A 25416-nucleotide genomic window follows, 5' to 3' on the forward strand; every position below is an offset into this window, starting at 1 on the left:
GCGCCTGCCCTGCTTGTTTTTGCCAACTTTGGCCGCATTGTCCTGAGCACCATGTCCCACCTCACCGATCCTGGTTTTTTTGATCCCGCGGCTGATCCGCATCTGCCCAGCGCGCCGGCCTATGGCTTCGGCCGCTGCCCCGATTGCGCGGCTGGCCGCTGCCGGCCTGAGAAGGGCTCGCGCCGTCTGTTCACCGGCCTGCTGGGCGCCGCCGCGCTGTCGCCCGCCCTGAGCGGCACGGCCTGGGCGCGTGAAGGCGTGGAGGTGGGCGGCCCCAGCAAGCTGACCAAGCTGGTGCCGGCCGAGCAGGTGGAGCAGGCCGGTGCGCAGCAGTACCAGCAGATGATGCGCGAGGCGGCCAACCAGCGCGCCCTGCTGCCCAACAACCATCCGCAGCTGATCCGCCTGCGCGAGATCGCCAAGCGCATCATTCCCCAGTCCGAGCCCTGGAACGCCCGCGCCAAGCAGTGGCGCTGGGAGGTCAATGCCATCGTCAGCCCGCAGCTCAATGCCTTCTGCATGCCGGGCGGCAAGATCGCCTTCTATTACGGCATCCTGGAAAAGCTCAAACTCTCGGACGACGAGGTGGCGGCCATCATGGGCCACGAGGTCGCCCATGCCTTGCGCGAGCATGCGCGCGAGCGCATGGCCAAGACGGCCGCCACGCGGCTGGGTGCCAATGTCCTGTCCAGCCTGCTGGGCCTGGGCAATGTCGGCGACACCTTGCTCAATATGGGCAGCCAGCTGCTGACCCTGACCTTCAGCCGCGAGGATGAGAGCGAGGCCGATCTGGTCGGCCTGGAGCTGGCCGCGCGCGCTGGCTATGACCCGAGCGCCGGCATCAGCCTGTGGGAAAAGATGGGCAAGGTCTCCAAGGGCGCGCCGCCGCAATGGCTGTCCACCCACCCGGCCGGCCCGACCCGCATCCGTGACATTCAGGCCAATCTGCCCAAGGTCGAGGGCTTGTACGCCCGGGCCGACAAGCCCACGCAGCGCTTCGAGGTAGCCCCGCCGCTGCAGATGCGACCGGCTTCTTGAAGCAGCGCCCGCGGCGGCTTACCAGCGCGCGGGCAGGGCCTTGAGGCGGCGGTAGCGGCCGTTGGCCACGCGTTCGAGATAACCGCCCAGTTCCAGATCCTTGACCAGCTTGGACACCATCTCGCGCGAGCAGCCCAGGCGTTGGGCCATGGCCTGGTGGGTCAGCAAGATCTCGTCGCTGGTGGCGGTGGTGGTTTCCAGCAAGGCCTTGAGCCGGCCGTAGACATCGTTGAGCGCCAGCTGCTTGGTCGACAGCGTGGCGGCGCGGGCGCGCCGGATCACCTTGGTCAGCAGCTCGAAGGCGAACTCGGGGTGCTCGGCGATATGGGCTTGCAGGCTGGCGCGGGTCAGCAGCACGCAGCGCGAGGCCTGCTCGGTGATGACGCTGGCCGAGCGCGGGCCGCCGTCCAAACTCATTTCGCCCACGTACTCGCCGGGGCCGTAGATGCCGTAGGTGACCTCGCGGCCGCGCGCATCGCAGCCGTAGGCGCGCAGGCTGCCGCTGAGGATGAGGTAGAGGCTGTCGCCTTGTGAGCCTTCCTCGATCAGCACGGTGCCGCGCCGGTAGCTGCGTGCCATGCCACGGGCGGCCAGCAGGCGAAGGCTGGGCGGAAGGTCGGCGGTGACCGATTCAAGGGTGGGCGTGTCGATGCTGTCCATGCGGGCTTGCTCGTGGGCGACGGCCGCCAAGGCCGCCAGCAAGGCCGGATGTTACGAGAGACACTGCGCAGAACAGTGGCGTTCGAGCGACGCCCCTTTTAGGGGCTTGCCCCACTGAGATTTTTGTAGATCGTGCCTTGCAGGCGGTTGCGCCTCAACGCAAAGGCGCGGCGCTCAATTGATCTTGTCCATGCGCAGGGCCGACACCAGGGGCGGCAGCACCGCCAGCTGGCGCAGCAGCTCGCCAATGCTGTCGGCGCCCGATTTGGCGCGGATGCTCTGGATCTGGGTGCGCACGGTGGAGATGGCCACACCCTGGCGCTCGGCCACCGAGCCGGGGCGTGCGCCTTGGCTCAAGGCTTTCAGCACTTCGGTCTCGGTGGGCGTCAGGCCGTAGCGCAGGGCGAACCACTGCGTGGCCAGCTCGCCGCAGAGCTGGCGCCGCTCCAGCACCAGCAGCACGGCGGCCTGCGTGACGTTGCGGTTCAGCGGCACCACCACCACATTGCTGCTCAGTTCGCCCTCGCCCAGGCGCAGCAGGCAGCGCCGGCCTTCGTTTTCCGCCGCCAGCAGGGCGTCGTTGAAGGGCGTGCTGTCCTTGGCGTCGCGGCAGCGCAGCTGGTTGCCGCTGAGCAGCAGCGGGTGTTCCTCATCGAGGCTGCGGCGCGCGGCCAAGTTGCAATGCAGCACACGGCCGGAGGCGTTGAGCAGCACCACGCCATAGTCCAGCTCTTCCAGCACCAAACTCAGCCAATGGCTGCTCAGCGATTCGGCCTGGCGCCGTTCGGTACCGGGGTGGCGGCCTGGCGTGATCGCGGATGCGAGCGAGGCCATGGCTGCTGCTGAAGAAGAAGAGTCTGTCGACCACATGCCGATCTCCTGGCTTGGCTGCGTGCACAGGGCTCGGAGGGGCCGCCACACGCCGGGCTTCCAGCTTAGGCAGAGTGCGGACTTGCGGAGGGTGAATGGTGATCTGTGCCGATGTGAAAGATTCACGCATTGGGGTCACAAGTTCTTGAAAAACCAAAGAAAAAGGCCCCGCAATGCGGGGCCTTGAGCCGGGACCTCCCGGTTGTCGAGGGGGGCGCTCAGTGCACGCCGTGCATCTTCTTCTTCATCCAGGGCGACAGCGCCATCAGCACCAGGCCGGCTGCAGCCGGGATCACGGTGAAGATCAGGAAGAAGGTGGACATCGAGTAGGTCGAGGAGATGTAGTCGATGTAGGCACCGGTCTTGCCACCGATGAAGTTGGCGATGGCCGAGTTCAGGAACCAGACGCCGAACATCAGGCCCAGCAGGCGCGCGGGGGCCAGCTTGGAGATGTAGGACAGGCCCACCGGCGACACGCACAGCTCACCCATGGTGTGCAGCAGATAGGCCAGGCACAGGAAGAGCATGCTGACCTGGGCCGTCTTGGCGCCCGAGGGGATGCCTGCCGCGCCAAATGCCAGGGCCGCAAAGCCCAGACCCAGCAGCACCAGACCGACGCCGAACTTGACCGGGCCGCTCGGGTTCCAGTGCTTTTCCCACATCTTGGAGAACGCGGGGGCCAGAATCACCAGGAAGAAGGAGTTCAGCACGCCGAACCAGGTGGCGGGCACTTCGCTCTGGTCCATGGCGAACTCGCGGCCCAGCATCCAGATCACCAGGCCCCAGATCACGGCAAAGGCCAGGACCAGCAGCAGATTGCCCAGCCACTGGCTCTTGCCTGTGGCACGGTGCAGCTGGAACAGCAGCCAGGTCAGGATGGCCGCCGGGATCACCGTCATCAGCGAGTTGATGACCTTGAAGACCAGGCCGCTGGTGCCGACCAGGGTGCGGTCGGTGTAGTCGGCCGCGAAGATGGTCATGGAGCCGCCGGCCTGCTCGAAAGCGAACCAGAAGAAGATGGTGAAGAAGGCGAACACGAAGATGGCCTTCAGGCGATCGGCCACCACATGGGCGGGCGTGTCATCGGCTGCCTTGGCGGCGGCGGTCTTTTCCTTGCTCGGCGCGGTGCCGATGTCGCCAAAGATGGCCTGGCTGAAATAGAACTGCAGGGCGCCCAGGATCATGAACACGCCGGCCAGACCGAAGCCCAGGTTCCAGGACACTTTTTCGCCGATGTAGCCGCACAGCGAGATGCCGAAGAAGGCACCGGCGTTCACGCCCATATAGAACAGGGTGTAGCCACCGTCACGGCTGCCTTCGTTGTCCTTGTTGTAGAGCTGGCCGACGATGGCCGAGATGTTCGGCTTGAACAGGCCTGTGCCCGCAATCACCAGGCCCAGGCCCAAGTAGAAGGAAGGGATGGTCTCGAAGAACAGCGAGACGTGACCGGCAGCGATGATGAAGCCGCCCAGCACCACGGCGCGGCGGGTGCCCAGGTAACGGTCAGCCAGATAGCCGCCCAGGATGGGGGTGAAGTACACCAGCATGGTGTACCAGGCGTACAGCGAGGTGGCGTCGGCACGACTCCAGCCCCAGCCGCCCTTGGACGCTTCCGAGACCAGGAACAGCACCAGCAGGGCGCGCATGCCGTAGTAGGAGAAGCGTTCCCACATTTCTGTGAAGAACAGGACAAACAGGCTGTTGGGGTGGCCGAGGATGGTGTTGGGCCCCGCAGTTTGAATTTTGGTGTTCAAACGACTCTCCGTTCTTGGTCTTGATGGATGACGTGCCTCGTGCCGACCCATGTCCCTCAGGGGCCCACAAAAGGCAAACCGCCTGGAGGGTCTCTCCTGGCGGCTTGGGCCGCTATTGTCGCTGTGGCCTGTTGCCTGGCTTGTTCGGGTTCCCACCAGGGGGCAACGAACCGGGGGGTGTCTTTTGGCAGGGGCGGCAGGACATAGCCTGGAGTAGCTCCAGACAATCAGCGCTATGCTTGCTCTTTCAGCTCAGACCGCCCGAATCACGGGCCTGCGACCTCATGCGCATCGGCGAACTCAGCAAGGCCACCGGCGTGGACATCGAAACCATCCGCTTCTACGAAAAAAGCGGCCTGCTGCCCGGCCCGGCGCGCAGCGACAACGGCTACCGCGACTACGCCCATGCGCATCTGGAGCGCCTGGCCTTCATCCGCCACTGCCGGGCGCTGGACATGTCCCTGGCCGATGTGGCCCAGCTGCTGGCCAGCCTGGACACCGAGGACGCCGAGCAGCTGGCCCAGGTCGACGGCCTGGTCGAGGCGCAGCTGGCAAGGGTGCGCGCGCGCCTGGCTTCCATGCTGGCGCTGGAGCAGCAGTTGGTGGCCTTGAAGGCGCGCTGCGACGGGCGCCACCATCTGCATCCCCATGCCGCTGGCAGCCAGGCCTGCGGCGTGCTGCAGGAGCTGGTGGCCGCGGCGCACGGCGAGGCCTGCGCCTGTCACGAGGCGTTGATGAAGCCATGACGAAGAAGAAGACCTTGCGCGGCCTGGCCCTGTTTCTGGCTGTTCTGGCTGGCGTTTCCCAGGCGGGCGAGATCTGGAAATGCCTGCAGGACGGCCAGGTCCGCTACTCCGACCGCCCCTGCCCGGCCCAGGGCGACACCTTGTCGCCGCGTGTGCTGCAGCCCAATGTGGTGGCGGCCGAGCGGGCGGCATCGGGCACCGCTGCGCCACGCCTGGTTGGCAATGTCTGCCCGGATGACATCGAGATCGCCGCCATGGAAACCCGCGCCACGACCAGCAGCCTGGGGCCGGCCGAGCAGCGCTTTCTAAAGGAAGAGATCGGCCGCGCCCGCCAGTGTCGCCAGGGCAGCGCCCGCTACTCGGCGGCCGACTGGTCACTCAGTCGCCAGGCTCAGAGTGATCAGTTTCGCCCTGGCGCTGAGGCCGCTGCACGCCAACGGGCCGAAGCCATGCATCAGGCTGCGGCGCGGGTTGGCGGGCTGCGCCCGGAGCCACCCATGGCCGGCGCCTCGGCCCCGAGGCGCTCCAGTCCTTGAGGCCCCACCCTCGCCTTGTCAAAGGCAGGGCCTGACCTGCCGCGTCCGAAATGAGCGTATTGCGCCACTGCAAGAGCGATGGTTTTCCCGAGTTTGATATAGATATATTAAACATATACTCAGTCTCAATGCCGATCGAAGCCGGCTCCTGAGGTTCTTTTGAAGTGGTGTTGCATCGGGCCCGGCCTCTGCAACGGAACCCGCTTCATCGATTCTTGACCCTGGTGATGGTCAGCCATGCCTTGAGTTCAATGGTGAAGTCGCCATGCAAAACAATGCCCTTCGCCTGTGCGAGCTGAGCCTGGTCGAAGCCTTGTTCGACCCGCTGCCCGACGTGGTGTTCTTCGTCAAGGACCGCGATGGCCGCTATCTGCGCGTCAACCAGACCTTGGTGCGGCGCAGTGCACAACGCTCCAAGCAAGCCTTGCTGGGCCGCACCTCCAAAGAGATCTTTCCCGGCGCCATGGGCGAGGCCTTCTGGGTGCAAGACCGCAGCGTCATCAGCAGCGGCGCGGCCATGCAGCGCCATCTGGAGCTGCACCTCTATGCCGATGGCGGCGCCGGCTGGTGCCTGACCCACAAGCTGCCGCTGCGCGACGAGCCTTGTGGCGAGCGACCCGGCGCGGTGCTGGGCGTGGTGGGCATCTCACGTGATCTGGGGCGGCCCGACCAGAGCCATCCGGTCTATGGCCAGATTGCCGAGCTGGCACAGCAGATTCGCAGCCATTACGACCAGCCCCTGCATCTGGGAGACTGGGCGCGTGCTGCGGGGCTGACGCTGGACCGGGTGGAGCATCTGTTCCAGCGCATCTTTCACCTCAGCCCGCGCGAGATGCTGCTGCAAGCGCGCCTCGATGCCGCACGACGCCTCTTGGTCGAAGCGCCCGATCTGAGTGTGGCGGCCATCGCCATGCAATGCGGCTACAGCGACCAAAGCGCCTTCACCCGCCAATTCAAGGCCACCACCAGCCTGACGCCTTCGCAGTACCGGCGCCTCCAACAAGGGCAACAGCCCAGCGGCGCGCCTTGGCGTGCCGCTGCCTGATGCCAGAAGCCCTAACTTTGTTTTTACGGTGATGCAGGGCCGGGCTTGGGGCCCATCAGCTGCTCACGCAAGAAGCCATAGCTGAGAGTCCAGAGCTGGGCTTGCTGCGCCGGCGTCGATGCGCCCGCATGTCCGCCTTCGCGGTTCTCCCAGTAGAGCACCGGCTGGCCCAGCTCCTGCAGCCGTGCCACCATCTTGCGGGCATGGCCGGGGTGCACCCGGTCGTCCAGGGTGGAGCTGGTGTAGAGCACCTTGGGATAGGGCTTGGCGGCGCTGGCGTTCTGATAGGGTGAATAGCGCGAGATGGTGGCCCATTGCTCGGGGATGTCGGGGTTGCCGTACTCCTCGATCCAGGACGCGCCCGCCAGCATGCGGTGATAGCGCCGCATATCGGTCAGCGGCACCTGGCTGACCACCGCGCCAAACAGCTCGGGCCGCTGCACCATGGCCACCGAGGTCAGCAAGCCGCCCAGGCTGCCACCCATGATGCCCAGGCGCGCCGGGCGGGTGATGCCGCGCTGGATCAGGTCTTCGGCCACCGCGATGAAGTCATCGAAGCTGCGCTGGCGATGTTCGCGCTGGGCCGACTGATGCCAGCGTGGGCCGAACTCACCGCCGCCGCGCAGATTGGCCAGCACATAGACCCCGCCGTGCGACAACCAGGCACGACCCAGGATGCCGCTGTAGCTGGGCTTCATCGAGATCTCGAAGCCGCCGTAGCCGTAGAGCAGGGTGGGCGCGCCGTCCATGGGCATGTCTCCGCGCGGCTTGACGATGAAGTAGGGCACGGCGGTGCCGTCCTTCGAGCGCGCCTGCAACTGCTGCACCTCGTGTGTGCTGGCATCAAAGAACTCGGGCAGGGCCTGCAAGAGCTGGCGCTCGGCGCGCCCCACTTCGCCCAACTCCAGCCGGGCCGGGGTGAGGAAATCGCTGCGGGTCAGCAGGTAGTGATCCGCCTGCTGGCCGGCCAAGGCGCTGACACTCAAGCTGCCCAGATCACCCGCCGGCAGCAGCGCTTCTTGCCACTGGCCCTTCTGGTAGCGCCACTGCACCAGCTGCTGGCGCGCGTCCTCCATGCGCACGCCCAGCACTGCGCTGCGGGTGGCCACATGGCTTTGCAGCGAGCTGCGCGGCGTGGGGTTGAACAAGGTGTGGAACTGCCGCTTGCCGGCCGCCCAGTCGGCCCGCGCAATCGCCAGCAAGGAGCCGGCGGCATGGATCTTGTCACCTAACTTCCAATCGGAGCGCAGCTCGATCAGCCACTGGTCGGCAAAAGGGCTCATGCTGGCGTCGGCCGGCTTGCTCAAGGCCTGCAGGCGACCGTCTTTTTGCAGGACATGCTGCTCGCCGGCAAAGAAGCTGGTGCGACGCTCGATCACATGCACCCGTTCCTGGCCGATTTGCTCGGCCCAGGTCCAAACGCTGACGTCCTGCGGAGCCGCTTCGAACAAGAGTCGGGCCTGCGCCAAGGGCTGGCCCCGCTTCCAGAGCTTGACCTGGCGCGGGTAGCCCGAATCCGTCATGCTGCCAGCACCGAAATCGGTGGCGACACTGAGGGTGTTGCGGTCCACCCAGGTGGCCGAGCCTTTGGCTTCAGGCAGTGCAAAGCCGCCCGAGGCCGGCGCAACAAAGCGACGCGTGCCGAGGTCAAACTCGCGCAGCACATGGGCGTCGCCACCGCCCCGGCTCAGGGTGAGCAGGCAGCGCTGGGTCTGGGGAAGCAGGCAGTTGGCCCCTCCCCAGACCCAGGGCGCACCCTCCTCCTGGCTCAAACGGTCCACATCCAGCACGGTTTCCCACTGCGGCGCCTCGCTGCGATACGAGGCCAGCGTGGTGCGCCGCCACAAGCCGCGAGGGTGGGCCGCATCGCGCCAGAAGTTGTAGAGGTAGCCGCCCATCTGCTGCGCATGGGCGAGGCGCTTGGGTGAGGCCAAGACCTCGGCCAGGCTCTGGCTCAGCGCTGAATGCTTCGAGGCTTGCGGGCCGCCCTGCAGCGCCGCCAAAGTCGCCTCGTTCTGGCCCTGCACCCAACTGAGCGCCCGCTCGCCCTGCACCTCTTCCAGCCAGAGGTAGGGGTCTTCCCCGTTCGCCTGCGCAGAGCACAGACCCGACAGCTGCAGCAGCAAGGCCGCAGCAAGCGCACGCAGCGCGGGTTTGGTGTCGTTCATCAGAAACGCGCCTCCAGATTGACCTTCAAGACCCGGCCGCCCAGCGGCAATGAAGAGCCGGGACGCAGTTCCACCAAGGGCTTCTGATTCAAAGCGTTCAGCACATTGGCGGACAGGGTGAAGTTCTTGAAGCCGCTGTACTGCAGCCACAGATCGGTGCTCAGCCAGGGCTTGATGCGGCAATCGGCCTCGGCCACATCGCGCTCGGCGCAGCCTTCGATGCTGTTGTCCGTGTCCCAGTCCGCGGCGCTCAAGCGGGTGCCGGAGTACTGGTGGAGTCGGGCACCCAGCTTCCAGTCGGCCAGGCCCCAGTTGATCTTGTAGATCGCATGCAGGCGCGGCGTGCCGCGGTAGCCGACACGGTTCTCGGTGTAGTCCTGGGCACTGTGGTCCCAGTAGCGCACATCGAGCTGGTAGTTGGCTTCAATGCCCGCATCCAGCTGGCCCCAAGCGCCCAACTTCCAGCGGCTGCGCAGGTCCAGATCCAGGCCCGAGACTTGGGTCTTGTTCATGTTCTGGTACTGCAGGCCCAGCGAGCGCACCGAGCCAACGGCGAAGCCGATGTCCTTGCCTGAGAGCTCCTTGACCCGCTTGGCCAGGTCCTTGTCACGCGCCGAGACCGGGTCGCGCGGCAGCAAGCCGGCGTTGGCGTCTTCATTGGCCAGCACCTCGTTGACATCGCGCACGCCGATCTCGTCCTTGCGCTGGATCTTGTAGTAGTCCAGCGTGAAGCTGATGTTGTCGGTCGGTTGGGTCACGATGCCGAAGGAGACATTGTTCGAGGACTCCGGCTTCAAGTTTCCATTGGGCGTGATGGCCGAAGGGAAGCTGACCGAGCAACCCGAGTTGTAGGCCTCGGTGGCATCGAGCTGGTCGCTGGCATTGCCGGTCTTGAGCACCGCCTGCATTTGCTTGGCGGTGTCGCAGCGTTTCGGGTCTAGATAGCCGTTGTTGAACCAAGAGGCGCCGCCATTGCCGGTCTCGGGCAGGCTGGGTGCACGGAAGCCTTGGGTGACGGTGCCGCGCAGCATCAGCTCGCGCATCGGCCGCCAGGCCAGCTGCATCTTGGGCGTGACCGCGCCAAAGCCCTTGAAGACCTTGTCGCCGCGCAGGGCCAGCGTGGCCTCGATCTGCTTGGTGAAGGGCAGGTTCACTTCGCCGAACAAGGCGCCCACATTGCGCTTGCCCGAGATGTCCACACCCGAGAAGCTGACGATGCGTGCCTGCAAGATGTTGTCCATGCTGCGGTGCTCGAATTTCTCATGGCGCAGCTCAGCCCCGAGCGCCAGCATGATGGGTCCGCCGGGCAGGCGGCCGATCTCGCGCGAGCCCTTGGCATCGGCGAACTGCTGGGTGTAGGTGCCCGAAGAGCCCATCTCGGGGAACATCTTCTCCAGCAGCTCGCGCGGGTTGGTCTGGCCGAACTTGTAGGTGCCGCTGGTGATGGCCTCTGCGTAGCCGAAGCGGTCTTTGTAGAGGTGCTGACGCTGGGTGGCCTTGGACTGCATCATGCCCAGCGCGCCATCAAAATCCCAGCCCCAGGCCGAGCCTTCCACACCAGCCAACAGGCGGAAGTCGCGCGAGGCGCCGATGTTCTTGAACATGTCCGGGTGGTCCACAAAGCGGTAGTTCAAACCGATGGGGAAGCCGTAGGGGTTGTTCGGATGGTCGGCCGGCAGACGCGGGTCGGTGAAGCTTTGCAGCTCGCCCTTGATGCTGTCGTACCAGGTGCTGACGCTGCCTGGATTGCTGCGCGGAATGTTGGTGTGGTAGTTGGCCTGAATGTCGGCGCCTTGGAACTCGGCAAAGGCGCTCAGGTCCTTGTTGATCGTCATGCGCGCGCCGGCCAGCAAGGTGACGCGGCGGGTGGCCGGGCGGGCGTCGCTGTCTTTCCAGTAGTCGTACTGGCAGACGCCGCCCATCAGGTCTGCTGCAGCGCAGCCCGGGGCCGGGGTGTTGATGCGGGTACCGGCCAGGGCCGGGTCTTTGTAGTCGGCTGGATAGCTGCCGGTGTAGTTGCCGGGGAAGGCGCCGGCCGAACGCTGGCCACGCGCGGGGTTCTGCTCCAGATACCAATCGGGCAGAAGATCACGCACCGCGCTGTCTTTGTAGCTGCCGCGTTTGTAGACCTCCAAATGCGCGTAGGCGTTGTAGCCCTGCGTCGCCAGATTGCCGTGGCCCACGGTGACCGAGGCTTGCTGGTCGGCGTCCAGAAAGCTCTTCTTCAAGTTGCGCTGCGCGCTCAGCTGCAGGCCGACACCGCTGAAGTCCTTGACGGTGATGACGTTGATGACGCCGCCGATGGCGTCCGAGCCGTAGATGGCCGAGGCGCCGTCCTTGAGCACCTCGACGCGCTCGATGATGTTGGCGGGAATGGCGTCGATATTGGTGAAGTTCAGCTGCAAGCCATCGGCAAAGCCGTAGCTGGCCAGGCGGCGCCCGTTCAAGAGCGTCAAGGTGCCGCCGGTGCCCAGATTGCGCAGCGACACGCCCGAGGCCCCGCTGGCCCAGGAATTGGCGCCGCCCAGGTCGCTGATGGCGCTGCGGTCGTTGTTGCTTAGATTGGCCAGCACATCGCCCACCGTCAGCGCGCCCGAGGCCTGGATCTCGTCCTTGCGCAAGACCAGCAGGGGCTGCGAGCTTTCTTGATCGGTGCGTTTGATGTTGGAGCCGGTGACCGTCACGCGATTCAGCGTCTGCGGCTCGGCCGCTGCATCCTTGCCTTGGGCATGGGCGGCGGGGCTGTGGCTTAAGGCCCAGCAGGCCATGGCCGAGGCCAGGGCGATGGACTTGAGTTGGGGGCAGGATTTCTTGTTCATGCGTCTCCTCGTGGTTCTTTTGGGGATCCGCTCAGAATAGAAAAACCACCCTCCCTCGTCTTGATGGCAAACGGCAGCGGGCCGACCGAAATCGGCACAAAGCGCCTGGGCCGGGCAAGCCCCGATTCATGCGCCCGACCGTGTCCAGTTCGGGCCAAGGAAAAAAAGGGCAGGTGCCTTGCGGCCCTGCCCATCTGTCCCGCGCTGAAGCAGTGCTGCGGTGATCAGCGGCTGACTTTGAACTCGCCGAATGCCTTCAGCTGTTCGGCCACTGCGCTTGGGTCGCCGACCACGATCAGGCTTTGCGTTTCGGGCGAGAAGTACTTCTTGCCAATCTCGCGCACCTGCTCGGCCGTGACCTTCTGGATCAGCGGCACATACTCGCCCAGGTACTCGGCCGGGCGACCGACCAGCCAGTTGTTGGCCAGGGTCTGGGCCACCGCGCCCTGCAGCTGGGTGGTCAGCAGGTAGGTGCCGGCCACATAGCGCTTGCTCATTTCCATTTCGTCCGCGGGCACCAGATCGCTGCCGATGCGGCGGTACTCCTTGATGAACTCCTGCAGCGCAGCGCCGGTCACTTCGTTGCGCACATCGGCACCGCCGGTGATGGCACCGCCGACGCGGAAGGAGCGGCCACCGGCACTGGCGCCGTAGGTGTAGCCCTTTTCCTCGCGCAGGTTCTGGTTCACGCGGCTGGAAAAACCGCTGCCCAGGATGGTGCTGGTCAGGCGCAGCGGCACTTGTTCGGCGCTGGTGGCGGCGATGCCGGGGCGGCCCAGGCGGACCGTGCTCTGCACGCTGCCCGGGCGCTCCAGCAGCAGGCGTTGCGGCGCGGCGCTGGTGGGCGCTGCGGCGATCTCGGCCGGCGCCGGGCCCTGGGCCTGCCAGTCACCAAAGGCCGCTTGGGCCTGCTTCAGTGCCTCGGCCGCGCTGATCTGGCCGGTGATGACCAGCAGGGCACGATCGGGGCGGAAGCGTCGCGCATGCTCGGCGCGCAGGGCTTCGGCCGTGGCCGCGTTGATGCTTTCGGCGGTTTCCTGGCTGCGGCCGTAGGGGTGCTCGCCATAGATGGCCTGGCTCAGCGCCTTCTCTGCGCGGAAGCCGGGCTGGGCGCTCGCCACTTTCAGGGCTTGCAGGGCATTGGCCTTGGCCAGGGCCACTTCGCCCTCGGGGAAGGCGGGCTGGCGAGCCACTTCGGCCAGCAGGCGCAGCATGTCGCTGGCGTGTGATTTCAGCGCATAGGCATTGAGGGTGATGCCGTCGTTCGAGGCGCCGGCACCGACACCGCCGCCCATGCCCTGGGCGGCCTCGGCGATGGCGCGCGAGTCGCGCTTGGCCGTGCCTTCGTTGAGCAGGCCGGCCAGCAGCTTGGCGCGGCCTGGGGCATCGGCAGCGTCGGCGCCATAGCCGGCACCGCGCAGGGCCAGCACGAAGTCCACGCGGGGCAGGCCCTGGCGCGGCAGCACCCAGACCTCCAGGCCGTTGGCCAGGGTCTTCTTGCTGATGTGGGGCACGGGGATGGGCTTGTCCTGGCCGTACTTGGGCAGGTCGGCCGGCATCTTGACGGCTTCGGCGGCGCTGGCAGCCAGGGGCGCGACAGCCAGCACGGCGGCGAGCATCAGGGGAGTGAGCTTGAGTTGTTTCATGATGATGAAGGGCTCCGGTCTCGCATTCAGGGCTTGGCGCTGCTGGCGGCATCGGCCGCAGCGGCCGGGGCGGCCAGCATGGCGGCCGGCTTGCGGTCAATCACCGAGCGGTTGGCCACGGTCAGGTAGGTCTTGGCCGCGCGTTGCACGTCGGCGGACTTGACGCCCTCGATCCAGCCGGGGATCTTGTTAACCACCTGGGCATCGCCCCACAGGGTCTGCAGCTTGGCCAGGGTGTCGGCGCGGCTCAGGAAGCTTTCCAGGCCGTTGTACCAATCGGCCAGCAGACGGGTCTTGACGCGCTTGAGCGTGGCCTCATCGACGCCGTCCTTGACCACCTTGGCGATCTCCTCGTCCATGGCGCTCAGCAAGGCATCGGCGCTGCTGTCGGGCTTGTAGAGGGCGAAGACGGTGAAGATGGTCGGGCCGTCGTACTCCCAGATGCTGGTCAGGCCGTACAGCGATTCCAGGTTCAGCGCCAGCTCGCGGCCCTTGACCAGGCTTTGGTAGAAGCGCGAGGCATCGCCGCCGGCCAGCAGCTCGCCGAGCACGGCCATGGCCGGCTGGTCCTTGCTACCGCGTTCGGGCATCTTCCAGGCCGCAGCAATCGCCGGCACCTGGGCCAACTTGTCGCTCTGCACCAGGCGGCGCTCGGCGGTGTTCAGGCCTTCGCTGAAATTGCTGGGCGCCGGGGTCGGGCGCTTGGGAATGGCGGCGAAATACTTCTCCGCCAGGGCGAAGGCCTTGGCCGGGGTGATGTCGCCGGCGATCGACAGCACGGCATTGTTGGGGCCGTAGTAATCGCGGTGGAAGGCGCGCACATCGTCGAGGCTGGCGTTTTCCAGGTCCTTGAAGCTGCCGTAGCCGTCGTGGTTGTTCTCCCACTTGTCGAAGGCCAGGCCGCCGATGTCGATCCACATGAAGCCGCCGTAAGGCTGGTTCTGCACATTGACGCGGATCTCTTCCTTGACCACGTCCTGCTGGTTCTTCAGCGTGGCGGGGTTGAAGTCCAGGGTCTTCATGCGGTCGGCTTCCAGCCAGAGGATGGATTCCAGGGCCGAGACCGGGGCGGTTTCGATGTAGTTGGTGAAGTCGGGGCGGGTAGAGCCGTTGTTGTTGCCGCCGCCGCCGGTGATCACCTTGTCGAACACGCCCTTGGGCGCGTTCGGTGTGCCCTGGAACATCAGGTGTTCGAACAGGTGAGCAAAGCCGGTGCGGTTCTTGGGTTCCAGCCGCATGCCGACGTGATAGACGACGCTGACGCCGACCGTGGGGGAGCTGTGGTCGGGCGAGACCAGCACGGTCAGGCCATTGGCCAGCTTCTTGCTGGCGACAGGCACCTGCCAGCGGTCGGCGGCTTGCGCCGCCAACGACAGGGCCAGCCCTGCGAACAGGGCAATCAGGGAATGCTTGCGCATGTGCACCTCGTTGAAATCAGGGGTTAGGGTAGATTCCGCGCTGAAGGCTCAGGGCAGAGGCATGTTGAAGGTGTGGGCGAAGAAGGCCAGCATGTCGGCACGCTCCTCGATGATCTTGGAGGTGGGCTTGCCGGCGCCATGGCCGGCCTGCGTCTCGATGCGGATCAGCTTGGGCGCCGGGCCGGTGTCAGCGGCCTGCAGGGCGGCGGTGTACTTGAAGCTGTGCGCCGGCACGACGCGGTCGTCGTGGTCGCCGGTGGTCACCATGATGGCCGGGTACTTCACGCCCGACTTGATCGTGTGCAGGGGCGAGTAGGCCAGCAAGGCCTTGAACTCCTCGGGGTTCTCGGACGAACCGTAGTCCGGCACCCAGGCCCAGCCGATGGTGAACTTGTGGAAGCGCAGCATGTCCATCACGCCGACCGCCGGAACGGCCGCGCCGAACAGCTCGGGCCGCTGGTTGACCACCGCGCCGACCAGCAGGCCGCCGTTGGAGCCGCCGTTGATCGCCAGCTTGGCCGGCTGCGTGTACTTCTGCGCCACCAGCCATTCGCCGGCGGCGATGAAGTCGTCGAACACATTCTGCTTCTTCAGCTTGGTGCCGGCTTCATGCCAGGCCGCGCCGTACTCGCCGCCGCCGCGGATGGAGGCCAGCACGTAGACGCCGCCCATCTTCATCCAGGCCGCCGAGGTGATGCCATAGCCCGGCGTCATCGAGGCATTGAAGCCGCCGTAGCCGTAGAGCAGGGTCGGGTTCGTGCCGTCCAGCTTCAGGCCCTTCTTGTGGGCGATGAAGATGGGGAAGCGCGTGCCGTCCTTGCTGGTGACGAACTCGCGGCGGGTTTCATACTGCTCGGCGTCGAAGGCGGTTTGCGGGCGCTTGAACAGGCTGAGCTTGTTGCTGGCCACGTCGTAGCGGTAGATGGAGCTGGGCGTCGTCAGGCTGGTGTAGCTGAAGAAAGTCTCGCGGTCCTGCACGCGGCCGCCAAAGCCGCTGGCGGTGCCCACACCGGGCAGCTGCACCTCGCCCTGCGGCTTGCCGTCCAGACCGTGGCGGCGCACCAGGGTGGAAGCGTCGCGCAAATAGCTCAGCAGCAGGCGGCCGCCCACGGCGGAGGCGCCGGTCATGGCGTCGGGGCCTTCGGCGACCAGGGTCTTCCAGGCTTCCTTGCCCGTGCCCTGCAGGTTGATGGCCACCAGTCGGCCGCGCGGCGCATCCTTATTGGTTTTGACGATCAGCTGTTGGCCGTTCACGCCGACCGCCTCGTAGGCCGCGTCGAAGGCCAGGCTGATGGCCTTGGGCTCACCGCCGGCAAAGCCACCCTTGACCAGGGGCAGCACCATCAGGCCGTTCTTGGAGCCGCCCTTCCAGACATTGATCACCAGCAGTTTGCCGTCATCGGTGACGCTGCTGTTGAAGCCCCATTCTTTCTCCTGCGGGTTGGCGGCCACCAGCACATCGGCCGATTGCGGCGTGCCCAGGCGGTGGTAGAAGAGCTTCTGGAAGTAGTTGGCGCCGGTCAGCGCCGCGCCTTCGGCCGGGGCGTCGTAGCGCGAGTAGAAGAAGCCCTTGCCGTCCGGCGTCCAGGTGGCGCTGGAGAACTTCACCCATTCGATGGCATCGGGCAGGTCGCGGCCGGTGGCGAGGTCACGCACCTTCCAGGTCTGCCAGTCGGAGCCGGCCTTGGAGCTGCCGTAGGCCAGCAGCTTGCCATTGGGCGAGGGGGCATAACCGCTCAGCGCCACGGTGCCGTCCTGGCTCAGGGTGTTGGGGTCCAGGGCGATGCTGGGCTGGTCTTTCAGCGACTTGGCGGTGTAGAGCACCGATTGCTGCTGCAGGCCGTTGTTGCGGGTCCAGAAATAGCGGCCGCCTTCCTTGAAGGGCACGCCGAACTTCTCGAAGTTGTAGAGCTCGGTGTAGAGCTTGCGCACCGGCAGGCGCTGCGGCATGGCCGCGAGGTAGGCATCGGTGACCTGGTTCTGGGCCTTGACCCAATCCTTGGTCTGTGCGCTGTTGTCGTCTTCCAGCCAGCGGTAGGGGTCGGCCACGGTGGTGCCGTGGTAGTTGTCGGTTTGCTCGACCTTGGCGGTCGCGGGGTAGCTCGGTGTGCTTGTTTGCGCGAAGCTGGCGCTGCTGCTCAGCAGGGCCAGGCAGGCGATCACCAATGCCTTGCTCGCGGGTAGACGGGCGGGCCGGATCTTGTTCGTCATGGCGGTCATCTCTTTCCAGAACTCAGGGCTCGGCGCGGTCGGCGCGAGGCTGCGGCATTCTGGCAAGGTTTGAAAACCATGACGAAAGGCATTCCCCGGTTTGACCTGCGGGGAAACCCGGGGGGGCTTCAGCGGGCCCGCTGGCTCCAGAGCACGCCGCCGGCGATCAGACCCATGCCGATCAAGGTGGCGCCGTCGGGCTGTTCGCCGAACAGCGGGATGGCCAGCAGCGTGGCCAGCACCGGGGTCAGGGCGCCCGCGGTGGCGCTGCGCTGCGCGCCCAGGCGGGCGACCGCCAGGCTGTAGCTCAGGGTCGAGATCAGACCCACGCCGATGCTTTGCAGGCCCAGCTGCAGCAGCAGCTGCGAGCCGCTCAAGCTCGGCAAGGCCAGGCCGCCGCTCTGCGCCCAGTGCCAGGCCAGCAGGGGCAGCAGCAGGACGAGCGACACGGTGGAGATCAGCGTGGCCGCCTCCAGCGGTGCCAGTTTGGCCTCACGCAGGGCCAGGGTGTAGGCCGACCACATCAGGCTGCCCAGCAGGAAGAGGCCGTAGCCCTGGGCCAGATCAGCCTGCCCGGCCTTGAAGGCCAGCAGGGTGGCCACGCCGGCGGCGATGCACAGCAGGGCCGGCCAGCGCGACAGCGCCGCGCGGCCGTGCAGGGCGGCGGCCAACAGGGCGGTGAACAGGGGCAGGGTGCCGGGGATCAGGGTGGCACCGTCGGCCACCGGCGCATGGCGCATGCCCCAGCCGGCGATCAGAAAGTAGGGCAGGCCGGCGCCGGCCACGATCAGCAGCCACAGCCGTGCCGGCACGGCGGCAAAGCGGGCGCGGCGCTGCCAGAGCAGGGGCGCGAACAGCAGGCCGGCCGGGCCGAAGCGCAGCAGGGCCAGCTCCACCGGCGGCAGGGCCACGCGCGCGCCGGCACGCAGCGAGATGAAAAAGCCGGCCCAGATCACCAGGGTCAGCGCCAGCGCGGCCCAGCCCAGGGCTTCGCCCTGGTACCAGGCTTGCGTCGGCCGGCGCGCACCGAAGGATTGCGAGGGCAGGCCAGCGGCGGCGAGATGGGGGCGGGGCGTGGGATTCATGGCGGGCGGCGAGCGGGATCGGTACTGCGAGGCCGCAAATTTTCGAGCGCTGACCGGGGTGATTTGGCGCCTTGCAGACGACGGTTTCGATGGATTGAGCCGATTTCAGCCAATAATCCATCGAACTTTGATGGAAACAAGCCATGGACAGAATCGACATCCAATTGCTGGAGCTGCTGCAGCGCGACGGTCGCCTCAGCATTGCCGAGCTGGCCGAGCGGGTGGCCTTGTCGGCCAGCCCCTGCGCGCGCCGGCTCAAGCGCCTGGAGGAAGAGGGCTTCATCGCCGGCTACCGCGCCGTGCTGGACCGCAAGGCGGTGCAGCTGGCCACCACGGTCTTCGTCAATGTGCGCTTGATGCACCACCGCGAGGACGCGGTGCAGCAGTTCGAGGCGGCCATGGAGGCCATGGCCGAGGTGGTGGCCTGCCATGTGGTCAGCGGCGCGCATGACTACCTGCTCGAGGTGGTGGTCGGCGAGCTCAGCGCCTACGAGCAGATCGTGCGCCGCCTGCAGGCCCTGCCCATGGTGCAGGACATCACCAGCAATTTCGCCATCCGCTGCGTCAAGAGCGGCGCGCCGCTGCCGCTGAAAAGCGTCTGAGCTGCGACTGAGGCCGCAGCCTCAGCCCCTGCCACAGCTTTGTCATGGCGGCGCCATCGCCCTGCCATGAAGTCTCCGGACACTGGAACCCAAGCGGCCCGACCGGTTCTGTCGCCTGCGCCCGGCCCTGTGCCGCCGCCGGTTCAGCACCCTCGGGCCTTGTGCTTGCCTGATTGATCGATTGTGTTCCCGCTGTTTCGGAGACTTCACCGCCATGCGCGTTCGCCTGCTTCCCCTCCTGCCCTTCGTGCTGCTGGCCGGTCTGGCTCAGCCGGCCTCGGCCCTCAACATCGTCCTGAGCAATGACGACGGCCTGACCAGCAATGTCAAAGCCCTGTACGAGGCGCTCAAGGCCAAGGGCCATGATGTGATCGTCTCGGTGCCCTGCACCGGCCAAAGCGGCATGGGCGGCGCGGTCAAGTTCCTGACCCCGCTGACGCCGCTGACGGCGCCCTGCCTGAACGGCGCCGCCGCTGCGGGCGCGCCCGGCGCCGGCCCCATGAGCAAGGCCGGCTTCACCAACGGCGATTACCACTACGTCAACGGCACGCCCATCATGGCCCTGCTCTACGGCCTCGATGTGCAGGCGCAAGCCCGCTGGGGCAAGGCGCCGGATCTGGTGCTGTCCGGCCCCAACGAAGGCCAGAACGTCGGCCACATCGTCAACAGCTCGGGCACCATCGGCAATGCCCAGAACGCGGCCTCGCGCGGCATTCCCTCGATCGCCCTGAGCGCCGATGCCGACACCACCGACAACGTCAATCTGGCCGCGCCCAAGTCGGCCACGGTGGCCAAGCTCAGCGTGGACCTGATCGCTGCCCTGCAGGCCAAGGCCGGCACCGGCCCGCTGCTGCCGGCCGGTCTGGCGCTGAATGTCAATTTCCCGCAGGTGCTGGACGGCGCCAAATGGAAGTTCGCCCGCATCGGCAGCTACAACGCCTACAAGGTCAAGTTCGTCAAGGACCTGGGCGCCGACCCGGTGGCCGCCGGCTACGGCCTGAGCCAGGTGCACCTGCCCGGCGTGACCCTGGAGATGAACACCGCCCCGGCCACCGAAGCGCAGGCCGAGGACGAATCCATCGTCTACAAAAAGGACATCGCCGTCACGGCCATGCAGGTGGCCTATGACCACCGCGCCGCCGGCCAGCAATGGCTGCGCCTGCGCCTGCGTGACCTGCTGAGCCAGTGAGGGCGGTCACCATGCGAGCCTCTCCCTTGTTGCGCGCCCGTCTCCTGTCCTTGCTGGCCACGCTGGCCTTGGCCGCCTGCAACGGCGGCGGCGACGACACCCCCGTGGTCCAGGTGCCCGAGCTCTCGCCCGGGACCTATCTCGTCAACGTCGGCACGACCGAGGCCCCGATGCTGGGCCGCTACTTCTCGGGCAGCGATGGCAGCCGCCTGCTGGTCTTGCACAACAGTGCCGAGCAGGCCGAGCGCCTCTACCGCCGCAGCGCGGCCGATGCCGTCTGGACGGCGGTGCCGGCCGCCACCGCCGATGTCAGCATCGCCCTGCAGTCCAGCTTCAAGCAGGCCCAAGCTCCGGCCGCGCCGACCCTGGCCGGCCTGGCCGGCCGCTATGTGGCCCAACTGGCCCCGGGCATCTGGGCCCAGTTCAGCATCGCCGCGGATGGCAGCCTCAGCGCCGGCAGCGCCAGCCCCTGCAAGCTCAGCGGTCGCCTGGATGCCAAGGCCGGCGCCGGTGGCCTGGCCGTGAGCCTGAACGCGAGCGGCTGCGGCAGCAGCGTGCCAGCCAGCAGCCAGGGCTTTGTGCTGTTGGATGCCGAGGAGCAGCCGGCCCGCTTCCGCCTGCTGGCCGACGACGGCCGCAGCCTGCTGGACCTGCGCGCATTTACCGAGTGAGCCGAGCGAGACGAGCGAGCCGACTGAGCTAAGGCCGGCCGCATGTCGCCGGTCGAAGCTGCCGAGCAGTTCAGTCGCTTCTTTCGGCACCTGGTCGCACGCCGGGCGTGTGCCCACAACGCCCCTGCTACATTCGCCTCCGCCTCTAACACTACATTTTGGCGGGGAAGATTCCTGTGCAGAGCAACAAGAGCAGCAAGACCTCGGCGGCGCGTGGGCGCTGGTTGAAATCCTGGCGCGTGCGCGTGGCCGTGCTGGTGTTGATCGGCGGCGCCTATGCCGCCTACCGCCACTTCACACCGCCGCCGCCGCCGCCGGCGCCGCCCAGCGGCGAGGTCAGCCTGGCCGACATCACCCAGACGGTGCAGGCGGCCGGTGTGCTGCAGCCGCGGCTCAAGGTCGATGTCGGCGCCCAGGTCAGCGGCCAGGTGCGCCAGCTTCATGTGCAGCTGGGCCAGCAGGTCAAGAAGGGCGAGCTGCTGGTCAGCCTGGACCCTGAGCTGGCCCGCAGCGAAGTGGCTCAGGCCGAAGCCGCGGTGGCCCAGCAGGCCGCGCAGATCGAAGTGCGCCAGGCCGATCTGAAGATTGCCCGCCGCGAGGTGGAGCGCCAACGCCGCCTGCTGGCCGGCGAGGCCACCGCAGCCACCGAGGCCGAGCGCGCCGACACGGAACTGGCCAAGCTGGACGCCGACCTGCGCGGCCAGAGCGCCAACCTCAAGCGCCTGCAGGCCGAGCTGGACAAACGCAAGCTCTCCCTGGGCTACACCTCCATCACCGCGCCCATGGACGGCACCGTGGTCAACCTGCCGGTGCAGGAGGGCCAGACCGTGATCGCCGCCCAGATCACGCCGGTGATGGTGACCCTGGCCAATCTGGACGAAATCACCGTGCGCGCCCGCGTGCCCGAGGCCGACATTGCCCAGATCAAGGTCGGCCAGCAGGCCCGCTTCATCACCCTGGCCGGTGAGGCGCAGCGTTACGAGGGCAAGGTGCGGGTGATCCAGCCGGTGCCCGAGCGGGCCGGCAATGCGGTCTTCTACAACGTCCTGTTCGAGGTGGACAACAAGGCGCGCAAGCTGCTGCCCGAGATGACGGTGCAGGTCAATGTCGAGACCGGCTCGGCCAAGAAGGTGCTCAGCGTGCCCATGGTGGCCCTGGGTGAGCGCAGCGAGGACGGCCGCTTTGCCGTGCAGGTGCTCGATGCGCAGAACAAGCAGCACCCGCGCCAGGTGCGCACCGGCCTGCAGGACGGTGCCCGCGTCCAGGTGCTCGATGGCCTGAAGGCCGGCGAGAAGGTGCTGCTGGCGCCGCCCTCGGCTGCAGAGCAGGCCGCCTCAGCGCCGGCCTCGAAGTAAGCGGGCCGCATCGCCATGCACCCTCTGATTGAACTGCGCGGCGTCGGCCGCCACTACCGCCTGGGCGCCATCGACGTGCCGGCGCTCGATGACGTCAACCTGAGCATCCAGGCCGGCGAGTTCGTGGCCGTGATCGGCCAGTCGGGCTCGGGCAAGAGCACGCTGATGAATGTGCTGGGCTGCCTGGACAACCCGACCGTCGGCCAGTTTCTGATCGACGGCCAGGACGCCAGCCAGCTGGGCCCCGACGAGTTGGCCGGCCTGCGCCGCGAGCGCTTCGGTTTCATCTTCCAGCGCTACCACCTGCTGCCGCATATGGATGCGCGCGCCAATGCCGCCCTGCCGGCCGTGTACGCCGGTGCCAGCGGCAGCGCGCGACGCGAGCGCGCCGAGGCCTTGCTGACGCGCCTGGGCCTGGGCGAGCGCATGCATCACAAGCCCAATGAGTTGTCGGGCGGCCAGCAGCAGCGCGTGTCCATCGCCCGCTCGCTGATGAATGGCGGCCAGATCATCCTGGCCGACGAGCCCACCGGCGCGCTCGATTCGCAAAGCGGCACCGAAATGCTGGCCCTGCTGCGCGAGCTCAACGAGCGTGGCCACACCATCATCCTGGTCACCCACGACGCCCATGTCGCCAGCCATGCGCGCCGCATCATCGAGCTCAAGGACGGCAAGGTCTTGAAGGACAGCGGCACACCGGCCGACCATCGCCTGCCCGGCCCCCTGGCCGGCGAGACCGCGGGCCTGGCGCGCGGCAGCTGGTGGGGCCGGCAGCAGATGCAGTGGCGTGAGGCGCTGCAGTCGGCCGTGCAGTCGCTGCAGGGCAACCGCCTGCGCACGGCGCTGTCCATGCTGGGCATCAGCATCGGCATTGCCGCGGTGGTGTCCATCCTGGCCCTGACCAGCGCAGCGCGCGGCAGCATCGAGAAAGACGTGGGCAGCTTCCTGTCCGGCCGCATCCCGGTGTTCCGCGGCAATGCCAATCTGCCGCCCGGCACCCAGGCCCAGGCCTTCCGGCCCAGCGAGATCGAAGCCATCCGTGCCCTGCCCGGCGTCAAGGCGGTGACGGTGGAGCGCGAGACCCAGCTGACCGCACGCCATGGCTCGCGTGATGCCATGGTCAGCGTGCTCGGCGCCGAGGCGCAGACCCTGGCCTCGCGCAAGCTCAAGCTGGTCGAAGGCCGCTACCTCAATGCCATGGATTTCGCCGGTTCCGCCCAGGTGGCGGTGATCGACGAGAAGGCGCGCAAGTCCCTGTTCAAACCCGGCGAGTCCGCGCTGGGCCGCACCCTGCTGGTGGCGCCGCAAGGCATGCCGTCTGACGGCGGCGCGGGCGGTGGCGGCATGGGCGGCGGGGCTGCGGCGGTGCCGGTGGGCGTGGCCCTGCCGCTGACCATCGTCGGCGTGGTCGCGCCCGACACCGGCGGCGCGGTCAACTTCGGCTCCTGGCTGGGCCAGGTGCTCATGCCCCACACCACCTTCGGCCGCAAGCTCGATGTGCGCGTCGATGCCGATCAGTTCAATGTGCTGCTGGATTTCACCGTGCCGCCGGCCGAGGTGCGCAAGCAGCTGACCTACCGGCTCAAGGCCTTGCACGGCATCGAGGATTTCGACTCCTGGAACGCCGACGAGGAGTTCCGCAAGTTCCAGCAGGTGACCGGGGCCATGGCCCTGCTGTTCGCCGGCGTGGGAGCGATCTCGCTGCTGGTCGGCGGGGTGGGCGTGATGAACATCATGCTGGTCTCGGTCAGCGAACGCACCCGCGAGATCGGCATCCGCATGGCGGTGGGTGCCCGCCAGGGCGATGTGCGCCTGCAGTTCCTGGTCGAGGCGGTGGTGCTGTGCTGCCTGGGCGGCACGGTCGGGGTGTTCCTGAGCTGGCTGGGCGCGCAAGGCATCAATGCCGCGCAGGAGTCGCTGAAGGTCGAGGTCAGCTGGGCCGCCCTGGGCGTGGCCTTTGCTGTGTCCAGCTTTGTGGGCCTGGTCTTCGGCACCTTGCCGGCGCGGCGTGCGGCGGCCCTGAGCCCCGTCGATGCCCTGGCCCGCGAGTGACGGCCTCCCCAAGAACACCGCATGAAGCAGACAAAGAAAGAAGCAGACGCCATGACGCTGATGCGAAGCTTGACCCCTCTGAAATCCGGCACCCAGCCTGCGTTGGCCCTGGGCCTGCTGGCCCTGATGCTGACGGGCTGTGCCCACGGCCCCGACAGCACGGCTCCGCCGAACCTGGCGCGCCCGCACACCTTGCCGGCGCAGTGGCAGCAGCTCGAATCGCGCGGCCCGGCCGAGGGCGCTGCCCCGGCCGATGCGCAGCTGAGCGCGCTGCAGGAGCAGGCCTTGCGGGCCAACCGCGACATCGCCCTGGCGCTCAAGCGCTGGGAGCGCGCCCAGCAGCAGCTGGGCCAGAGCCAGCTGGAGCGCGGCCTCAAGCCCAGCCTGAGCGGCAGCGCCTCGGGCAGCCGCGCGCTGGAGCAGGGGCCGCTGACGCGCAGCTATTCGCTCAATGCCAGCGTCAGCTATGAAGTCGATCTGTGGCAGCGCCTGGCCCATGGCGAGGCGGCGCAGGCTGCACAGGTGGCCGGTCAGCGGGCCGACTGGGCCGCGGCCCAGCTCCTGATCCGCAACCGGGTGGCCGAGAGCTACTGGAGCCTGGCCGCGCTGGCGCTGGAAGAACCCCTGATCCGCGAGCAGCTGCAAGGCGCCGAGGCGGTGCTGGCCCTGACCCGGCTGCGCGTGCGCGAAGGCAAGCTCTTGCCCATCGAGGTGGACAAGGCGGCCAGCAGCCTGCAAGGCCTGCACTCGCGCCTGGCCCAGCTGCAGCGCGAGCGGGTGCAGCAAGGCCTGAGCCTGGGCGTGCTGCTCGACGAGCTGGCGCCGGCCCTGCCCGCGCAGCCCCAGCTGCCGGCCGGCCAACCGGGCGACTGGCAGCCCGGCGCACCGGCCGAGGTGCTGGAACGCCGCCCCGATGTGCAACGTGCCCGTGCTCAGGTGGACAGCGCCCTGTCGCAATGGCGATCCAGTGAAGCGGCACGTTATCCCAGCCTGAGCCTCAGCCTGGGCGTGGGCACGGGCGGCAGCCAGTGGCGCGACTGGCTGGAGCGGCCGCTGGCCACGCTCTCATCGAGCCTGATCGTGCCCCTGGTCGATTGGCGCCGGTTGGATCTGCAGCGCGCGCAATCGGTCAACGATGTGGAAAGCGCGGCCCTGAGCCTGCGCGACACGGTGCACAAGGCCCTGGTCGAGGTGGAACAACTGGCGGCCGAACGCCGCGAGCTGCGCCAGCAGGCCCTGGCCAATGCCGCCCGCCTGGCCGAAGCCCAGCAGACCGAGAAGCTGGCCGCCCTGCGCTACGAGGTGGGCGTGATCGCTCGCGCCGACTGGCTGCAAGCCCGCAATGCCCGCCTGTCCGCCGAGCAGGAGGCCATCCAGCTGCGCCTGCGCCAATGGCTCAATCAGGCGGCCTTGCAGAAGGCGCTGGCCAGCGCTTGAGTGTGTTGGGTGGCATTGGATGGCGTGGGGCGATTGGCGCACCTCGCTGAGCCGGTGAAGGCTCAAGTTAGGCTTTGAGCGGGTCGATACAGGGATTCGGGCCGGGGCTGCGCC

The 25416-nt window shown here is 67.4% G+C and carries 19 protein-coding genes; 10 read left to right on the forward strand and 9 right to left on the reverse strand.

Translation table 11 applies throughout. From position 1 onward, the window contains the following. Positions 1-51 precede the first annotated feature (51 nt). A complete protein-coding gene (locus AC1Q6P_RS17000) occupies positions 52-1038 on the forward strand; it encodes a M48 family metallopeptidase (RefSeq protein WP_271007922.1) in 987 nt (328 codons plus the stop codon). Positions 1039-1056: 18 nt separating this feature from the next. On the opposite strand, the gene AC1Q6P_RS17005 is transcribed toward AC1Q6P_RS17000, so the two are convergent. The 3 genes from AC1Q6P_RS17005 to AC1Q6P_RS17015 form a co-directional block, all read right to left on the reverse strand. Then, positions 1057-1698 (reverse strand): Crp/Fnr family transcriptional regulator, encoded by a 642-nt coding sequence (locus AC1Q6P_RS17005; protein ID WP_171827330.1) that lies wholly within the window; start codon positions 1696-1698, stop codon positions 1057-1059. Between the two features lie 174 nt (positions 1699-1872). Then, on the reverse strand, positions 1873-2568 hold the full coding sequence (locus tag AC1Q6P_RS17010; protein WP_492664063.1) for a helix-turn-helix transcriptional regulator: 696 nt from the start codon (positions 2566-2568) through the stop codon (positions 1873-1875). Positions 2569-2786: 218 nt separating this feature from the next. Continuing rightward, complete coding sequence (locus AC1Q6P_RS17015) at positions 2787-4322, reverse strand: peptide MFS transporter (protein ID WP_223696693.1); 1536 nt, start codon at positions 4320-4322, stop codon at positions 2787-2789. 284 nt (positions 4323-4606) lie between these two features. Here AC1Q6P_RS17015 and AC1Q6P_RS17020 point away from each other — a divergent pair, with 284 nt between their 5' ends. From AC1Q6P_RS17020 to AC1Q6P_RS17030, 3 genes are all read left to right on the forward strand, one after another. Beyond that, entirely contained in the window at positions 4607-5068 is a 462-nt protein-coding gene (locus AC1Q6P_RS17020) for a Cd(II)/Pb(II)-responsive transcriptional regulator (protein WP_102768617.1), read from the forward strand. Further along, on the forward strand, positions 5065-5604 hold the full coding sequence (locus tag AC1Q6P_RS17025; RefSeq protein ID WP_492664064.1) for a DUF4124 domain-containing protein: 540 nt from the start codon (positions 5065-5067) through the stop codon (positions 5602-5604). Before AC1Q6P_RS17020 ends, AC1Q6P_RS17025 begins: the two co-directional genes overlap by 4 nt. A 265-nt stretch (positions 5605-5869) precedes the next feature. Further along, the gene (locus AC1Q6P_RS17030) at positions 5870-6649 is read left to right on the forward strand and encodes an AraC family transcriptional regulator (protein WP_271007925.1); all 780 of its coding nucleotides are present in this window, start codon (positions 5870-5872) and stop codon (positions 6647-6649) included. A 23-nt stretch (positions 6650-6672) separates the two neighbouring features. Here AC1Q6P_RS17030 and AC1Q6P_RS17035 read toward each other — a convergent pair whose 3' ends face one another. From AC1Q6P_RS17035 to AC1Q6P_RS17060, 6 genes are all read right to left on the reverse strand, one after another. Next, positions 6673-8817 (reverse strand): prolyl oligopeptidase family serine peptidase, encoded by a 2145-nt coding sequence (locus AC1Q6P_RS17035; RefSeq protein WP_492664065.1) that lies wholly within the window; start codon positions 8815-8817, stop codon positions 6673-6675. Beyond that, complete coding sequence (locus AC1Q6P_RS17040) at positions 8817-11636, reverse strand: TonB-dependent receptor plug domain-containing protein (RefSeq protein ID WP_492664066.1); 2820 nt, start codon at positions 11634-11636, stop codon at positions 8817-8819. Before AC1Q6P_RS17040 ends, AC1Q6P_RS17035 begins: the two co-directional genes overlap by 1 nt. Positions 11637-11860: 224 nt before the next feature. Next, a complete protein-coding gene (locus tag AC1Q6P_RS17045; protein ID WP_492664067.1) occupies positions 11861-13282 on the reverse strand; it encodes a M16 family metallopeptidase in 1422 nt (473 codons plus the stop codon). A gap of 26 nt (positions 13283-13308) precedes the next feature. Then, positions 13309-14700, reverse strand: a complete 1392-nt coding sequence (locus AC1Q6P_RS17050) for a M16 family metallopeptidase (RefSeq protein ID WP_102768612.1) — start codon at positions 14698-14700, stop codon at positions 13309-13311. A 48-nt stretch (positions 14701-14748) separates the two neighbouring features. After that, positions 14749-16911: a prolyl oligopeptidase family serine peptidase gene (locus tag AC1Q6P_RS17055; RefSeq protein ID WP_492664068.1), complete on the reverse strand. Its 2163-nt coding sequence runs from the start codon at positions 16909-16911 to the stop codon at positions 14749-14751. Positions 16912-17039: 128 nt separating this feature from the next. Continuing rightward, positions 17040-17996 carry a DMT family transporter gene (locus tag AC1Q6P_RS17060; RefSeq protein WP_492664069.1) on the reverse strand — a complete coding sequence of 319 codons (957 nt, stop codon included), beginning with the start codon at positions 17994-17996 and terminating at the stop codon, positions 17040-17042. A gap of 143 nt (positions 17997-18139) precedes the next feature. Between AC1Q6P_RS17060 and AC1Q6P_RS17065 the strand changes: the two genes are divergently transcribed. The 6 genes from AC1Q6P_RS17065 (at position 18140) to AC1Q6P_RS17090 (ending at position 25302) form a co-directional block, all read left to right on the forward strand. After that, entirely contained in the window at positions 18140-18598 is a 459-nt protein-coding gene (locus tag AC1Q6P_RS17065; protein ID WP_102768609.1) for an Lrp/AsnC family transcriptional regulator, read from the forward strand. Between the two features lie 214 nt (positions 18599-18812). Next, complete coding sequence (locus AC1Q6P_RS17070; protein WP_171827292.1) at positions 18813-19787, forward strand: 5'/3'-nucleotidase SurE; 975 nt, start codon at positions 18813-18815, stop codon at positions 19785-19787. A gap of 11 nt (positions 19788-19798) precedes the next feature. Continuing rightward, positions 19799-20458: a hypothetical protein gene (locus tag AC1Q6P_RS17075; RefSeq protein WP_492664070.1), complete on the forward strand. Its 660-nt coding sequence runs from the start codon at positions 19799-19801 to the stop codon at positions 20456-20458. 176 nt (positions 20459-20634) lie between these two features. Further along, on the forward strand, positions 20635-21813 hold the full coding sequence (locus AC1Q6P_RS17080) for an efflux RND transporter periplasmic adaptor subunit (RefSeq protein WP_492664071.1): 1179 nt from the start codon (positions 20635-20637) through the stop codon (positions 21811-21813). A gap of 15 nt (positions 21814-21828) precedes the next feature. Beyond that, complete coding sequence (locus AC1Q6P_RS17085) at positions 21829-23865, forward strand: ATP-binding cassette domain-containing protein (RefSeq protein WP_492664072.1); 2037 nt, start codon at positions 21829-21831, stop codon at positions 23863-23865. Positions 23866-23916: 51 nt separating this feature from the next. Beyond that, entirely contained in the window at positions 23917-25302 is a 1386-nt protein-coding gene (locus AC1Q6P_RS17090; RefSeq protein WP_492664073.1) for a TolC family protein, read from the forward strand. Positions 25303-25416: the final 114 nt, after the last annotated feature.

Source organism: Roseateles sp. GW835-FHT13E02 (assembly GCF_058794035.1).

Bases quoted from the DNA above. Each gene is read 5' to 3' on its own strand.
- AC1Q6P_RS17030 (WP_271007925.1), top strand. From the start codon at position 5,870: ATGCAAAACAATGCCCTTCGCCTGTGCGAGCTGAGCCTGGTCGAAGCC.
- AC1Q6P_RS17025 (WP_492664064.1), top strand. From the start codon at position 5,065: ATGACGAAGAAGAAGACCTTGCGCGGCCTGGCCCTGTTTCTGGCTGTT.
- AC1Q6P_RS17005 (WP_171827330.1), bottom strand. From the start codon at position 1,698: ATGGACAGCATCGACACGCCCACCCTTGAATCGGTCACCGCCGACCTT.
- AC1Q6P_RS17055 (WP_492664068.1), bottom strand. From the start codon at position 16,911: ATGACGAACAAGATCCGGCCCGCCCGTCTACCCGCGAGCAAGGCATTG.
- AC1Q6P_RS17060 (WP_492664069.1), bottom strand. From the start codon at position 17,996: ATGAATCCCACGCCCCGCCCCCATCTCGCCGCCGCTGGCCTGCCCTCG.
- AC1Q6P_RS17075 (WP_492664070.1), top strand. From the start codon at position 19,799: ATGCGAGCCTCTCCCTTGTTGCGCGCCCGTCTCCTGTCCTTGCTGGCC.
- AC1Q6P_RS17045 (WP_492664067.1), bottom strand. From the start codon at position 13,282: ATGAAACAACTCAAGCTCACTCCCCTGATGCTCGCCGCCGTGCTGGCT.
- AC1Q6P_RS17035 (WP_492664065.1), bottom strand. From the start codon at position 8,817: ATGAACGACACCAAACCCGCGCTGCGTGCGCTTGCTGCGGCCTTGCTG.
- AC1Q6P_RS17090 (WP_492664073.1), top strand. From the start codon at position 23,917: ATGACGCTGATGCGAAGCTTGACCCCTCTGAAATCCGGCACCCAGCCT.
- AC1Q6P_RS17065 (WP_102768609.1), top strand. From the start codon at position 18,140: ATGGACAGAATCGACATCCAATTGCTGGAGCTGCTGCAGCGCGACGGT.
- AC1Q6P_RS17020 (WP_102768617.1), top strand. From the start codon at position 4,607: ATGCGCATCGGCGAACTCAGCAAGGCCACCGGCGTGGACATCGAAACC.
- AC1Q6P_RS17085 (WP_492664072.1), top strand. From the start codon at position 21,829: ATGCACCCTCTGATTGAACTGCGCGGCGTCGGCCGCCACTACCGCCTG.
- AC1Q6P_RS17000 (WP_271007922.1), top strand. From the start codon at position 52: ATGTCCCACCTCACCGATCCTGGTTTTTTTGATCCCGCGGCTGATCCG.
- AC1Q6P_RS17040 (WP_492664066.1), bottom strand. From the start codon at position 11,636: ATGAACAAGAAATCCTGCCCCCAACTCAAGTCCATCGCCCTGGCCTCG.
- AC1Q6P_RS17070 (WP_171827292.1), top strand. From the start codon at position 18,813: ATGCGCGTTCGCCTGCTTCCCCTCCTGCCCTTCGTGCTGCTGGCCGGT.
- AC1Q6P_RS17050 (WP_102768612.1), bottom strand. From the start codon at position 14,700: ATGCGCAAGCATTCCCTGATTGCCCTGTTCGCAGGGCTGGCCCTGTCG.
- AC1Q6P_RS17010 (WP_492664063.1), bottom strand. From the start codon at position 2,568: ATGTGGTCGACAGACTCTTCTTCTTCAGCAGCAGCCATGGCCTCGCTC.